Raw genomic sequence first — 14,681 nt, 5'->3', positions numbered from 1 at the left:
TAAAAAGTGCGAGTGTGGTAAATGCATTACCAATTGTCTTTGATCGAACCTATGTCGAGCTGTTCTCAAATCAGTAACTGTTACCTCGATTATAAGCGAGACAGCAAATGAGACAGCAAGTGGGACAAAAATAGGTTAAAGGGCAGCTTCACGTAGTTTATCACGTACATTTAGTAAAGTCTCATCTGTTATAATCAGAGTAAGTTAAATGGCTCAGGAATGAGCATAGAGGCCATAAAAACAAAAAACCCTCACTACTTAAAGCGAGGGTTTCTGGTGGTGATGATTGGAATCGAACCAACGACACAAGGATTTTCAGTCCTTTGCTCTACCAACTGAGCTACATCACCAGCTCTTGTTGTGTCCCTGTCTTTCGTAAGGGTATGCAAAAGTAGTAACTAACTTTGAAGGTGCAAATATTCGGCTAGAAAAATTTTAAAAAAATATACCGCCTGCACGTTTATTCTTCGTATTCTGCTATCTTTAGGTACAAATTAGTATGTATAACGAATAATTTGCCAGAATAAAAGTGGACAACTTTGGAATAGAAAACATTATTTTCCTGATCGTGGCTGCCATAGGTATAGGCCTTTTTGTATGGCAAATCCGGAAGATTCGCAAAAATGTGCTGATAGGCCGCGATGTGGAACTTAGCGATAACTCATCCGAACGCTTAAACAAAATGTTGCTGGTTGCTTTCGGGCAGCAGAAGATGTTCAAGCGTATGCTGCCGGCCGTATTGCACCTTTTTGTATACATTGGCTTCCTGGTGATTAACATCGAGGTGCTGGAGATCCTGATCGACGGTATTTTCGGAACGCACCGCGTGCTGGGCTTTATGGGGCCGGTGTACAGTGCCCTGATGTTTGTGAACGAGATATTGGCTGCGCTGGTAATTGTGGCCTGCGCTATTTTCCTGTGGAGACGAAACGTGACCCAGGTACCTCGTTTGGCACGTGGCGTTGAAATGCGCGCCTGGCCAAAGCTGGACGCCAACGTGATCCTGATCACAGAGATCGTGCTGATGTTTGCGCTGTTCGCCTTCAACATCTCTGACCTGAAACTGGCTGAACTGAAAGGCCACGAACTGGCAGGCAGCTTCCCGGTAAGCCAGCTGTTTGTAAATGCATTTGGCTCTGATGCTGGCACGCTTGAAGCAATCGCTACGACAGGCTGGTGGATCCACATCCTGGGTATACTTGCTTTTATGAACTACCTGCCAAGTTCCAAGCACTTCCACATCATCATGGCCTTCCCGAACGTGTACTTCTCCAAGCTGTTGCCAAAGGGTAAGTTTGCCACTAACCCGGCGATTACGCACGAGATCAAAGCCATGCTGGACCCAAGCTACCAGCCGCCTGCTCCTGAAGTGGACGCCGAAGGTAACCCGGTGATGCAGCGTTTTGGTGCCAAAGACGTGGAAGACCTGAGCTGGAAGCAGCTAATGGATGCTTATACCTGTACCGAGTGCGGTCGCTGTACTTCTGTTTGCCCCGCTAACATTACCGGTAAACTGCTCTCGCCACGCAAGATCATCATGGACACCCGCGACCGTATGGAGGAGAAAGGTGAGCACCCGGCTATCTTCAGACCAAACCATTACAAGGAGTTGGGTGTGGAGCGTGTAGCCACTACAGATGAGAAAACCCTGCTTCGTGGCTATATAACGCCGGAAGAGCTGTGGGCCTGTACCTCGTGCAACGCCTGCGTAGAGTCCTGTCCGGTTAACATCGACCAGCTTTCCACCATCATGGACCTGCGCCGCTACCTGGTGCTGGAAGAGTCGGCGGCACCGGCATCGCTGAATGCTATGTTCACCAACATCGAGAACAACGGTGCACCCTGGGCTTTCCCGGCCTCCGACCGCTTTAACTGGGCCGAAGAACTGTATGTGCCTTCTAAAAACTAGACAAAAGAATTTTTAGACAAAGGATAAAAGACATCATTATACGGGAAATATAAATTTAAATCCTTTGTCTTTTGTCAAGTAGTCCTTTGTCGTTTGAATACAAGATAAGATGGAAAATAAAAGATTAGTAAAAGTGCCGACCATGGCAGAAATGGCTGCTAATGGCGAAGAGCCGGAAGTGCTGTTCTGGGTTGGTTGTGCGGGCTCTTTCGACGACCGTTATAAAAGAGTAACCCGCGCGTTTGTGCAGATACTGGAGCATGTAGGTATAAAGTATGCCGTTTTGGGCACAGAAGAAAGCTGCACCGGTGACCCGGCTAAGCGTGCCGGTAACGAGTTCCTGTTCCAGATGCAGGCCCTTACCAATATCGAAGTGCTGAATGCTTACAACATCAAGAAGATTGTAACCGCCTGCCCGCACTGCTTCAACACGATCAAAAATGAGTACCCGGACCTGGGCGGTAACTATGAGGTAATTCACCATTCTACGTTCCTGCAGCAGCTCATTAACGAAGGTAAGGTAAAAATGCAGGGAGGCGGCGAGTTCAAAGGCAAGCGCATTACCTATCATGATTCCTGCTACCTGGGCCGTGCCAACGATATTTACGAAGCACCGCGTGATGTATTGGCAGCATTAGATGCCGACCTTGTTGAAATGAAGCGTAGCCGCGCCAATGGTTTGTGCTGTGGTGCCGGTGGTGCGCAGATGTTTAAAGAGCCGGAACCAGGCAACAAAGACATCAACATCGAAAGAACAGAAGAAGCCTTGGCTACACTGGGCACAGGCAACGGCGTGATCGCAACAGCCTGTCCGTTCTGTATGGTGATGATGAACGATGGCGTGAAGAACAAGGAACAGGAAGAAAACGTAAAAGTTTTTGACATTGCCGAGCTGATCGCTCAAGCCGAAGGGCTTACAAAATAATACCTGATTGTTGATTGTTAATTGTTGATTGTTGTTTTACTCCCGGATTGATTTCGGCACTTCTGTTTTGGCTATATAAAGTGTGAGAACAGGTAAAGCGAGTATACAACATCAGCGAGTAACTCTTTAAGAACAATCAACAATTAACAATCAACAATTAAGAATATGTACATTCCGTTTGACCAACTGCCTCCGCAGTCAAGGCTTTGGATTTACCAGTCTAACAGACCGCTGACAGAGGCAGAAGTGGCAGAAATAAAACCATTGCTGGAGCGTTTTGCTACAGAGTGGAGCAGTCATGGCAAGGGCCTGCAGGCCTCAGCAGAGCTGCTGCACAACCAGTTTCTCGTGCTGGCTAATAACGAAAGCGCTACTTCCGCCAGCGGCTGCTCCATCGATGCATCCGTACGATTTGTGCGGGAGCTGGAGGAGCGTTTTAAGGTTTCTTTCTTCGACCGGACAAGGCTTGCTTTCCTGAAAGATGGGAAAGTACAAACAGTAGGGATGCAGGAGCTGAAACAAAAAGTTGCTGCCGGCGAGATAGATGAAAATACATTATACTTTGATACATTAGTAAATAATTATGGAGAGCTACAGGCGCGGTGGCCACGCCCTGCCCGCAACAGTTGGCTCTCCAGGTATTTTTAATCTGGCTACTAAACCTCATTCTGCTCATGCATCAGACGCAATTATTAAAGCCATTTACCTACCACATGAAGCTAACTGGTTTGCTTATGCTTCTTGTATTGCTGCTGGGAGCCGGCTGCGCAGGCAGCTACCTTAGCAAAGGCGATAAGCGTTTCGAGCAGGAGCAATACGAGCGGGCCATCGAGTTTTACAAGCAGGCGCTTGCCAAGACCAATAGCCCAGGTGAGGTAAACTATAAAATAGCAGAGGCTTACCGCCTGTCGAACAGGCTTGCGCAGGCCGAGCCTTTTTATAAAGCTGCGCTGGATAATAAGTATCGCAAAGATAATGTATACTTCTACTACGGTCTGGCACTGAAAGCTGCTGGCAATTACGAAGGTGCGCGCAACCAACTGCAGGATTATGTGAAGATTGGAGGTACACCGGCTCTGAAAGCTGCAGCGGCCCGCGAGGTAGAAAACCTGAGCAGGTTAAGCGAGATACAGCGCCAGAGCCAGGGGTATGAGATCAAGAACCTGGAAGCTCTCAACACCGAGGCTTCTGAATTTGGCCCGTATGTGCTGAACAATGAACTGGTCTTTTCTTCTACACGCGGCCCTGGCAAAGAGTACCTGGGCAATGGCGAAGGCTTTCTCAGCATTTATGCCTCCACGCTCAGCGACTCGGTTGCCACCATACGCCAGCTGAACGCCGTAAATGTAGAAGGCATACACAATGCATTGGCTACCTTCAAGAACGAGGGCCAGACCATAGTATTCGCCCGTGGTAACGAAGGCACCAAGAAGGGCCGCCAGAACGTAGACCTGTTCATTTCTTTCTTCCGCTCCAATGCCTGGACAGAGCCAAAGCTGTTAAGTATAAACGACCCTCGTGCATGGGATTCTTCACCGGCTTTCTCCCCTGATGGCAGAACCTTATACTTTACCTCCAACCGCAAAGGCGGCCTAGGCGGGCACGACGTGTACAAATCAACCATAGATGAAGACGGACGCTTCTCTGATCCTGAGAATCTTGGCCCTGAAATCAACACGCCCGGCAACGAGACCTTTGTTTCGGTAGGGGCAGACAGTACCTTATATATTGCGTCTGATGGCCTGCCTGGCTTTGGCGGCCTCGACCTGTTCCGCATAGAGAATGGCAAACCGGTGAACATGGGTATGCCTATCAACTCCAGCGGCGACGACTTCGGCATTTATATGCAGACCGGCACCAAAGGCTATTTTTCTTCTAACCGCCAGGGGGGTAAAGGCAGCGATGATATTTATGCACTTGCCAAATCAGGCCGCAAACGGGTTAACTTCTTTGTAGATGGCACGGTTTACCAGCGCCGCGAAGGAGCCAAGCAGCAGACAAGAGTAGCGAACATACCGGTAGTGCTGCAGGATGAAACAGGCAAAAAGCTGCGTGAGGTTAAAGCCGATGAGAGCGGCCAGTTCACTTTCAGCCTCGATACAGCCTCTACGTATTCCTTGGTTGCTGAAAAGCCCGGCTTCTTTACAGCCCGCCAGCGCATTACCACAGTAGGTAAAATGCCTCCACAGAGCGAATTGCCCGAAGAGGTAAATGATGTTCGCCTAACAGCTACACTCGTGCTGAGCGAGATCGTGAAAGAAAAGCCGATCGTGCTGGAGAACATCTTCTACGATTTCGACAAAGCTGACATTCGTCCGGACGCTGCCAAAGAACTCGACAAGCTGGTAGAGATCCTGAACGACAACCCAAAAATTTCCATCGAGCTTAGCTCACATACCGACTCGCGTGGTGTGGATGTATACAACCAGGACCTGTCGCAGCGCCGTGCGCAATCTGCAGTTAACTACATTATCTCGAAAGGGATAGATAAGAGCAGGATCACGGCCAAAGGCTATGGCGAGAGCCGACCTGTAGTGCGTAATGCCAAAACGGAAGAACAGCACCAGCGCAACCGCCGCACTGAGTTCAAAGTGGTGCGCGTGCAGGAATAAGCTTTTTAAAGTTACGAGTTACGGGTTCTGAGTCACGAGTTGGAACTAGAAGTATAAAAGGGAAGGCGGTAGATTTCTACCGCCTTCCCTTTTATACTTACTTATACTTTAGCCGAACCAGTTACGCATATGCTCAGCCTAACAGCACACAGCCCTCGCTCGCGTCCCGCGAGTGTGAGCCATCCCACGGCCTCCGGCCGCTTGCTTTGGTATAAAAGTTATTACTACAGCGCTTATACTTCTTGATTGGTTGTAGCAGAAATTCTCCTCTTGCAGACTAGCGAGAACGTGAGTTCGAAGCTAGCGAGCGTAGCTCTGAGGGGTGTGTTTATACTACTGCTATAGAACTCTCATACTTTCAAGTATGGCAGTAACTGAATACCCCTCCTGATTTAAGGAGAGGGTCGGGGTGAGGAAGATGTAAAACCAACTCAAGACTCAGATCTCTTATATTATCTGATCAAAAACTTAACTCCTAAGCCAATGTTACTGCTGTTTCTGAGGTCGAAGGTTGGCTGCGTGCTGGTGTTATCGAGGCGCAGGAAAGTAGAGCGGTAGTCGAGGGAAAGGGCAATGGGCGCCTTGGGGAAAGTATACTCAACACCAATAGTGGCAACACCTACCGGGTTAACTTTAATGTGTTCGCTTGTACTTCTGCCGTCATAGTAGTAGTTGCGGCTTCTTAACACGCCCACACCCAGCCCGGCATAAGGCCTGAAGCGCGAAGAGGTAAGCAGTTGCGGTTGCCAGATGTAGCTGAGCGAGGCCAGGAAATATCGGTTTTGCGGGTTAACCGTGGACTGGGCCTCCAAGGCAGATTGTTTCCCGATGAAGTACTTAGCTGTAATACTTAAGTCTGCACCTGTCGGACCTCCGGCAGAAAAACGTGCACCAACGGCCACTTTATAAGGAGCCGTAGCCTGAGGTTTAACACTGAGCGAATCCTGGGCCTGCAGCGTAGCAGGCAGGCTGAGGCCGCAGAGGCACAGCAGCAAAGGGAGGATAATCTTTTTCATAGTTTGTAAGGGGTTAGAAGGTATGATATATAGGTAGATGTTAGTTTTCAGGAAAGCGTTGCATGTTATCAAGAAAAAAGTCGGGAAACATTTGCGGCCGTTGCGTATAAAGCAATTCGCGGGGCGGATTTTATACTTTTGTCTGCCACTAATACCACAGCCTTTCTTAAATTTGTAAGGAAACCACCATCGTTATGGAAAACAGATACCTGCAACGTGGCGTCTCGGCCTCTAAAGAAGACGTGCACAATGCCATCAAGAACATCGACAAAGGTTTATTCCCGAAAGCATTCTGCAAGATCATCCCTGATATACTTACCGGCGACCCCGAGTACTGCGCGCTGATGCATGCCGACGGAGCCGGCACCAAGTCATCGCTGGCGTACATGTACTGGAAAGAGACCGGTGACCTGAGCGTATGGAAAGGCATTGCCCAGGATGCGGTGATCATGAACACCGACGACCTGCTGTGCGTGGGCGCTACCGACAACATCCTGCTTTCTTCCACCATCGGGCGTAACAAGAACCTGGTGCCCGGCGAGGTGATCGCAGCCATCATCAACGGCACTGAAGAAGTGCTGCAAATGCTGCGTGACAACGGCATCGGCATCTACAGCACCGGCGGCGAAACAGCCGACGTAGGCGACCTGGTACGCACCATTATTGTAGACAGCACCGTGACCGCCCGCATGCGCCGCGACGAGGTGATCTCGAACCACACCATACAGCCCGGTGACGTGATCGTGGGTTTTGCTTCGTATGGGCAGGCTACGTACGAAGATGAGTACAATGGTGGCATGGGTAGCAACGGCCTAACCTCGGCCCGCCACGATGTGTTCCATAAATACCTGTCGGCATCTTACCCGGAGAGTTTTGACCCGGAACTGCCAAAAGACCTGGTTTACTCCGGCAAGTATAAACTGACCGATGTGAACGAGGAAACCGGCCTGGAGATGGGCAAGCTGGTGCTGTCGCCAACGCGTACGTATGCACCAATTGTGAAGGAGATCCTGAAAGAGCACCGCCCGCACATCCACGGCATGGTGCACTGCAGCGGCGGCGCCCAGACCAAAGTGCTGCACTTTACCGATAAGGTACACATCATCAAAAACAACCTTTTCCCGACGCCTCCGCTGTTCCGCATCATTCAGGAAGAGAGCCATACCGACTGGAAAGAGATGTACAAGGTGTTTAACATGGGCCACCGCCTCGAGATTTACCTGCCGAAGGAGTACGCTCAGAACCTGATCGATATTTCGAAAGCGTTTGGGGTGGAGGCGCAGATCATTGGCCGCGTAGAAGCCAGCGACCGCAACGAGCTTACCATCAAGAGCAGCCACGGCAAGTTCTACTACGAAGGTTAACAGCAGTAGCTATACTTATACTTTACCAAAACCACAGGCCCCACGCCTGTGGTTTTTTTGTACCTGTTTGTTACAAACCGCTGCTCTTGTGCCTGCAGTTACGGGGTTAAATGGCTTCATACAGGCTCAATGCAGTTCGCAGAGAAGCTGGTAGAAGGTATAGCTTATGTTACAAAAAGTATAAATATTGCCTTTTGTATATAGAATATAACCTATACCGTGGGTGTGTCAATTTAACCTTCGAAAACAAACTACAAACTCATCACCATGGAGCAATGGAATCAGCTTACTAAAGCAATTCTCACATTCATTCTGCTGTTGCTTTCCTTTTTTGTACAGGCCCAGAAACATGCCACCCCGGATACAGCAAGTAAGAAGTTGTTTGTAGGAGTTATAGCCAGTACAGTGGGTTATAACTTGAAGTATGCTCATGAGCCTAAGGGCGGAGATCTTCGGCCTGCTGTTACGCCCTACCTGAAGTATAAATTTAGCAAGCGGCTTAGCGCGCAGGTGGGGGTATCTTATGACAGTTACAAATTTGATGTAGAGCAAATCTATGTGGAATCGCCTGAAAAGCTGATCTACCTGCGGGAGTATAACCATACCAGGGGAGTGGCCATGCCGGTAACCGTAAATTACACGCTTCTCTACCCGTTCAGGAAACTGGAGCTTTACGGTACGGCCATGGTTACGCCAATTTTCAGTACATCAAAATCCGAAAAGTCGGAGCGGACAGAGGAAGTCACCACAGTTACTTACAGCGCCAAAACTTCCGGCATCAATACCTTTCTTACCCTCGGTATAGGCTTGGCTTACCCCCTGAGTGATCGCTTTGACATGTATGGCAACTATTACCGGCTCAACCGGAATTTCAACAACAGGCTGAGACCAAAAGATGAATACCCTTATCCAGGCTCCTTAGCCATCGGTATCAACTATAAGCTATAGCTATCTTAGTTACAACCTCAGCTTCTAATCGCAACCACGCATGAAAACTCTTTTAACTGTATTGTTGTTTCTGGCAATGACTTTCTCAGCCATAGCGCAGCAGCCGGATTCAACTTACATCGAAAAAGGTAAGTTCACTGTAGGGCTTGATGTAAGTTTTATACCATTTCATATTTACTATAAAGAACCAAAAGGATCAGGTGCTATACGATCTGGTTATTTTGTGCCAATTTCCTTAACCGCAGGTTACCAGCTAAGCCGTCGGGCTAATGTGCGGGTGGGGCTGGGCTTCGGAGGAGACAAAGATGAAGGAGATTATACAGTGCAGGATGTTAAATACGAGGTGGCATCTAAAACCTTTGCCATTGCCGGTTCTGTATCCTTTTCGCACATCTTCTTTAACCTGTACAGGAAGTTTCCGATATATGGTACCCTTTCTGTTATACCTGCTTATGGCATCACTAAAGGGAAGATGGTAGCAACGAATGCGGAAGGCTCTAGTACCCTTACCACAAGAGACACCGGCATGGATGTTTTTGCTACAGCAGGAGTGGGGTTTAACTACAAGATCAGCAAGAGGTTCTACGGAGATGCCTCGTATTACTTCTATAAAAGAAACCTGACCGGGCGAAACTCTTTTGATCATGACTGGGAAAGTTACGCGCCATTGCCAAGAAGAATTTTCAAATCGCTGGAGTTTGGCGTGAACTATAAATTATAGTTGCCCTGGCTGAACCGTTTTTCAACTGCAAAAGTTAATGCTCAATCAACACCACAGGTACATTACCTGTGGTGTTTTTGCTACAGCTCATGTTACCCCGGCAGGGTAAAGGTTCCTGCTTTTTGCACTGAAATAAGGATTTAGCAAGTATAAAAGCTCAGTTCTGATATGTTTTTAACCTAATTTTCAATGTTACTTATTGCACTGAAATTTCTTTCTTTTAGTAAAGTATAAACGTCAACTTCACCAACAGATAGTTAAGCAAACACACTATGAAGCAGCTTTACGACTTCCTGTGCCGGCTCTCGGAAACACTGAAGGGCTGTAGGCTGCAACATAGTTTGCTGCTGTTCCTGCTTATGGCCACAACACCTGCCTGGGCTCAGGCGCAGCCAGATTCGCTCAGGGCCGAGGCATTGGCGCAAGTACGGGAAAAATCTTCTCCCTATAAAACTGCTTTCGGTTTCCGTTACGCTGTTAATGCCGGGCAGGAGAACACAGTATCGCTGAAACATTTTATTAAACGAAGCGCAGCACTTGAGGCGCAGGTTACGAGCCTCTACGAGAAGCATACTTACCAAGGCACATTGTGGTATGTGATGCAGCCGAACATACAGCAGTATGGCCCAGTAATGCCTTTCCTGGGCGTAGGAGCAGGCGCTATGCTGAAGCTGGGGGATGCGCGTAGCGAGACCTCTGACCTGGGGACAAGCTTTGCCGGGGTTGGGTCGGTGGGCGTTGAGTTTAAACCACGAAATATACCCATGAGCCTTGCTGTGGATTACAAGCGTACCTTAGTAGAGGAAGGCGATGCCTTTTTATACGATCGTGCAGAAAGAACGCACAACTACGGCGCTGTATTGCGCTTTATGTTGAGGTAAAAGATTAGGTTATAGATTAATTGAATTGTTTAGGTTAGATTTTTTTAGCAGGCCGGGTACATACCCGGCCTGTTATCTTTATAGGGATATAGTAACCTAAAGTATAAACTAAGATTTAAAAGCAGGAGAATCTGGCACAATAATTGGCTCCGCTCAAAGTATAGACTTTAACCTATACTTGCCATGAAAAGACTTCTACTTCCGCTCCTGCTTGTGCTGCTGGCTTTGCCGGCATGGGCACAAGGTTCTTTAACCTTCACCACCTACAAAGGCGAGCCCTTCCTGATGAAACTGAACGGCCGTACCGTAACCCGTGCTGCAACCAACTTTGTACGTATCGACAACCTGAGGCCCGGCAGGCACCTGGTGGAGGTGAAGATCATGGGTCGCTATGGAGTGTACAGTATGGGTACAAAAGTATATGTAAACAACGGATACGAGTCTAACTATGAGGTACTCACCAAGGGCAGAAGCGGCAAAGTATGGGTAAGGCTCGTAGACGAGGTGCCGTTGCCAAGGGTAGTAGTACCCTATCCAAGGCCACACTATCCAGACCACCACAACAACTACGACCGTCACGACAGGTATGATAATGACTGCCGCAACCTCATGGGCAAGTATGACCTGGACAGGCTGATAGAGTCTATGAGAAGCCGTGACTTTGAAAGCACCCGCCTCACAATTGCCCGTGAAGCTTTGCGCAACAACAGTATTTTGTCTGAGGACCTGCGCCGCCTGCTCGAGCAGTTTGACTATGAAAGCACCCGCGTTGAATTCGCCAAGTTCGCCTACGACTACGTCTGTGATAAAGAACGCTTCTACTACATCTACGACATCTTCAAGTTTGACAGCAGCGTGCGGGAACTGGAGGAGTACACCAGCAGGAGGAGACCGTATTAGTTCCGAGTCATGAGTGCTGAGTCTCGAGTTATATTTCACTCCAGCCCTCTAAGAACAGGAGGGGGAGCTCAGACCTCGCAGCGTGCGCAGCTCCTGCGAGGTCTTGGTGGCTGTAGGTTATTGCCTGAGCTAGAGTTTACACACCCCTACCCCTCTCAAGAGGGGAATTTCTGTCATAGGTATTTCTCAGGTTATACTTTCATCGTTTTCCAACCACCCTAACCCCTTCTTGTCTAAGGAGGGGAATTTTACTGCCTGTTGTTAATCTTCAAAGTATAAGTTTCATAGCTGTAGGTATAGCGCGGACAGGTCGCGACCTGTCCCTACACATGGTTCCAGTTGCATAGCCAGAAGCTAAGAAGTATCTGTTCCAGTCCTTGGGTTGAGCGCCTTCTGGGTTTCCGGTGCCCTCCAGGGCATTGCGACCGAAGGGTAGCAAAGGAAAGCTAGACAGCGCTCAACCCAAGGACGAGGCCCCGCGGCCGTGAGCGTTCCAAAGTATAAAATGAAAGTATAGGTTAGTAGGACTGAGGAAAACAAGTAGCTACGAAGCAAAGGCCAGCCTGCCACAAGTATAAACCTCGGCTATAGGTATAAGATTTCTCGCTCTGCTCGAAATGACAACATTAGAAATGGCCGTAAACAAGAAAGGCTTCTCCTGTGATAGAGAAGCCTTTCTTGTTATACTATCTAAAATCCTTATCTCAATCGATCCACTGACCTTACCAGGTTCTCATCTCGTCTGATGAAGCGGTTGGCTAAAGCGTTGAGCAACAGCGCAAGCACCGGCATGTAGAAACCGGCCTCAAAGCTACCTTCCTTTGCTTCTACCAGGGGACTGGCTACAAACTCTGCATAATAGTATGAAGTAATGAGCAGTGCTGCCAGAATCAACGTATTAAACAGGCCCAGTTTCATTTGGGTGAGGCGGTTCTTGAACTGGAAGATCTCGTACAGCGCAATCACGGCTGCAGCAATGGCCAGCATGCCAATGGCTATAGAGCTTTGAACAGGAGTACCCTCCGCAGCATCTGCAGGTGCATAAGAGTTGATGTTCCAGGCGGTGAGCACAACTTCTTCGCCTGTGGTAGCGTCGGCTTTAGACCATAGCGGCAGAAACAACATCGAAATTGCGGCTATAGCCAGCAGGAACAGAAATACGGTTTGAATTCTTTGTATCATGAAGTGGTTAATTTAAATTGCAAAGAGTTGCAAAATTAGACAAAGACCTGTAAATCCAAAAAGATGAATTCAGCTTACATTGTAGATATAGTTAGAACGCCTGTTGGAAAGTTTGGCGGCACGCTCAGCAGCGTAAGGCCCGACGATATGGCTGCCTTTGTACTGAAGGCCCTGCTGGCCCGTAACCCGCAGCTCGACCCCGCCCTGATAGAGGATGTGGTGCTGGGCGCTGCCAACCAGGCCGGCGAAGACAACCGCAACGTAGCGCGTATGGCTCTGCTGCTGGCTGGTCTTCCAGAGGAGATTGGCGGCGTAACGGTTAACAGGCTTTGCGCATCTGGCTTGCAGTCCATTATCGATGCCTCCCGTGCCATTGCCTGCGGTGACGGCGAAGTATACCTGGCAGGCGGCGTGGAAAGTATGACGCGTGCTCCTTTTGTAATGGCGAAAGCCGAAACTCCTTTTGCCCGCACTGCCGAAATTTACGACACCACCATTGGCTGGCGTTTCACTAATCCGGCCTTGTCGGCGCTGCACTACCCGTTTACGATGGGCGAAACAGCCGAGAACGTAGCGGAACGCGAAGGCATTTCACGTGAAACCCAGGACGAGTTAGCCCACAGCTCGCAGCTAAAGTATAAAGCAGCCGCAGAGGCCGGTAAGTTTAAAGACGAGATTGTGCCCGTAGAGATACCCCAGCGCAAAGGCGATCCTATCATTTTCGATACCGACGAGCATCCGCGCCTTTCTTCAGTAGAGAAACTGGGCACGCTGGCTCCGGCTTTCAAAAAAGGAGGTACGGTAACAGCCGGTAATGCCTCGGGTATCAACGATGGCGCAGCGGCTTCCATTATTGTAAGCGAAGAGGTGCTGAAACGCTATAACCTGAAGCCAATGGCCCGCATAGCAGGCGTAGGCGTAGCCGGTGTAGACCCGGCGCACATGGGCCTGGGCCCGATTCCAGCCACGCACAAAGCCTTGAAGCGAGCATGTATTAGTATAAACGACATCGGGCTGGCTGAAATAAACGAAGCTTTTGCAGCGCAGGCCGTACCTTGTATGCAACGACTCGAGATCAACCCGGCTATCGTGAACGTGAACGGCGGTTCCATTGCCATTGGTCACCCGCTTGGGGCAAGTGGTACGCGTATCTCAGCAACGCTGCTGCACGAGATGAAGCGCCGCGACAATGTTCGCTATGGCTTGGCTACCATGTGCGTGGGCGTGGGCCAGGGTGTTGCGATCATCTACGAGAAGATGTAAGTAAAATTCTATACTTATAGAAAAGCCCCTCTTGCTACAGCCGGAGGGGCTTTTGCTTTATTATATGAGCCTCTTATACCCATTGATGCAAAATTGGCACTGCCTTTGCTTATACTTCATCAAACCTAAAGCAAACGCTTATGAAAAAGTTGATAACCTTGTTATTGGTAGGTATAATGGCTTTTGGGGCTCAGGTAGCCACAGCAGATAGCCACGATGGTGATAAAGGCAAAGGAAAGAAGAAGGGTAGGCCTTCTTTTGTGGATGAAAAGCACCGGGCGCATGCCGAGTGGAAGCGGGAGAAGGAATACGAGAAAGCCCGCAAAAAGCAAAATAAAGACTACGACGATGATGATCGTTGGGAGGACAGAAGAAGAGATGACGATGATCGTTGGGAAGATAGCAGAAGAGAGGACGAGCGCAGAAGAGAAGATGAGACCAGAGAGCAACGCCGTGAGCGCGAACGCTGGGAGAGCCGCGAAGAGCAGCGCCGCCCTTCACGTAACCGCAGCCTAGGCGAGATTCTGCAGGAGGGAGTAAGAAACGGCGAGATAGGTAACCGTGCTCCTGAATCTTACCGCAAGAACTAGTGCTGGGAAAACATTTTGCTTAGAGAATACAGCCTAACCCTTTGCAGAGGGCGCCCCCGATAGGGGCGCCCTCTCTATTGTTATAGGAGTCAGGCAGTGGCCGTTGAAGTATAGTTATTAGTGAGAATACCAACAAAGGCCCTATAGGTTGCTGTGGATCAATCATTAATTTGCATATACCGCCAGTTTAAGCGCCGCGGTAACTGGTGGTTGAGTATAGCAGCCAGTTTGTAACTGGCGAAAGTATGATTGCAAGGTGCCAGTTACAAACTGGCCTCATGTGCAGCCACAAGTTGCGCTAACGCTAAACTTGCGGCATGGAGAGAACACCAGCAACGGCACCAAGCCATTCTTGCAGATTTTGTCGGAG

General features: G+C 49.2%; 13 protein-coding genes and 1 tRNA gene. 11 read left to right on the top strand and 3 right to left on the bottom strand.

Annotated elements, in window-relative coordinates:
* Window positions 1–274: 274 nt before the first annotated feature.
* A tRNA-Phe gene (locus MJ611_RS05080) sits at window positions 275–350 on the bottom strand.
* Between the two features lie 179 nt (window positions 351–529).
* Between MJ611_RS05080 and MJ611_RS05075 the strand changes: the two genes are divergently transcribed.
* The 4 genes from MJ611_RS05075 (at window position 530) to MJ611_RS05060 (ending at window position 5,446) form a co-directional block, all read left to right on the top strand.
* Window positions 530–1,909 carry a 4Fe-4S dicluster domain-containing protein gene (locus MJ611_RS05075; protein WP_250428422.1) on the top strand — a complete coding sequence of 460 codons (1,380 nt, stop codon included), beginning with the start codon at window positions 530–532 and terminating at the stop codon, window positions 1,907–1,909.
* Window positions 1,910–2,051: 142 nt separating this feature from the next.
* On the top strand, window positions 2,052–2,834 hold the full coding sequence (locus tag MJ611_RS05070) for a (Fe-S)-binding protein (RefSeq protein ID WP_250428782.1): 783 nt from the start codon (window positions 2,052–2,054) through the stop codon (window positions 2,832–2,834).
* Between the two features lie 165 nt (window positions 2,835–2,999).
* Window positions 3,000–3,482, top strand: a complete 483-nt coding sequence (locus MJ611_RS05065; RefSeq protein ID WP_250428421.1) for a hypothetical protein — start codon at window positions 3,000–3,002, stop codon at window positions 3,480–3,482.
* A gap of 26 nt (window positions 3,483–3,508) precedes the next feature.
* A complete protein-coding gene (locus tag MJ611_RS05060; RefSeq protein WP_250428420.1) occupies window positions 3,509–5,446 on the top strand; it encodes an OmpA family protein in 1,938 nt (645 codons plus the stop codon).
* A 452-nt stretch (window positions 5,447–5,898) separates the two neighbouring features.
* Here MJ611_RS05060 and MJ611_RS05055 read toward each other — a convergent pair whose 3' ends face one another.
* A complete protein-coding gene (locus MJ611_RS05055) occupies window positions 5,899–6,462 on the bottom strand; it encodes a porin family protein (protein ID WP_250428419.1) in 564 nt (187 codons plus the stop codon).
* 194 nt (window positions 6,463–6,656) lie between these two features.
* Between MJ611_RS05055 and MJ611_RS05050 the strand changes: the two genes are divergently transcribed.
* The 5 genes from MJ611_RS05050 to MJ611_RS05030 all read left to right on the top strand — a co-directional run bounded on the left by MJ611_RS05050 (window position 6,657) and on the right by MJ611_RS05030 (window position 11,276).
* Window positions 6,657–7,826, top strand: coding sequence for an AIR synthase related protein (locus MJ611_RS05050; RefSeq protein WP_250428418.1), 1,170 nt, complete (start codon window positions 6,657–6,659; stop codon window positions 7,824–7,826).
* 267 nt (window positions 7,827–8,093) lie between these two features.
* A complete protein-coding gene (locus tag MJ611_RS05045) occupies window positions 8,094–8,774 on the top strand; it encodes an outer membrane beta-barrel protein (RefSeq protein WP_250428417.1) in 681 nt (226 codons plus the stop codon).
* 40 nt (window positions 8,775–8,814) lie between these two features.
* Window positions 8,815–9,495, top strand: a complete 681-nt coding sequence (locus MJ611_RS05040) for an outer membrane beta-barrel protein (RefSeq protein WP_250428416.1) — start codon at window positions 8,815–8,817, stop codon at window positions 9,493–9,495.
* 272 nt (window positions 9,496–9,767) lie between these two features.
* Window positions 9,768–10,376: a hypothetical protein gene (locus MJ611_RS05035; RefSeq protein WP_250428415.1), complete on the top strand. Its 609-nt coding sequence runs from the start codon at window positions 9,768–9,770 to the stop codon at window positions 10,374–10,376.
* A gap of 183 nt (window positions 10,377–10,559) precedes the next feature.
* A complete protein-coding gene (locus MJ611_RS05030; protein ID WP_250428414.1) occupies window positions 10,560–11,276 on the top strand; it encodes a DUF4476 domain-containing protein in 717 nt (238 codons plus the stop codon).
* 699 nt (window positions 11,277–11,975) lie between these two features.
* Here MJ611_RS05030 and MJ611_RS05025 read toward each other — a convergent pair.
* A complete protein-coding gene (locus MJ611_RS05025; protein WP_250428413.1) occupies window positions 11,976–12,458 on the bottom strand; it encodes a DUF4293 domain-containing protein in 483 nt (160 codons plus the stop codon).
* A 63-nt stretch (window positions 12,459–12,521) separates the two neighbouring features.
* Between MJ611_RS05025 and MJ611_RS05020 the strand changes: the two genes are divergently transcribed.
* The gene (locus tag MJ611_RS05020) at window positions 12,522–13,721 is read left to right on the top strand and encodes a thiolase family protein (protein WP_250428412.1); all 1,200 of its coding nucleotides are present in this window, start codon (window positions 12,522–12,524) and stop codon (window positions 13,719–13,721) included.
* Between the two features lie 140 nt (window positions 13,722–13,861).
* Window positions 13,862–14,311: a hypothetical protein gene (locus MJ611_RS05015; protein WP_250428411.1), complete on the top strand. Its 450-nt coding sequence runs from the start codon at window positions 13,862–13,864 to the stop codon at window positions 14,309–14,311.
* Window positions 14,312–14,681: the final 370 nt, after the last annotated feature.

Source organism: Pontibacter ruber (genome assembly GCF_023630205.1).
In the GTDB taxonomy this organism is placed as follows: Bacteria; Bacteroidota; Bacteroidia; order Cytophagales; family Hymenobacteraceae; genus Pontibacter; species Pontibacter ruber.
Note: the sequence above shows the minus strand (reverse complement) of the source record. Positions and strands in the feature narration are given on the sequence as shown.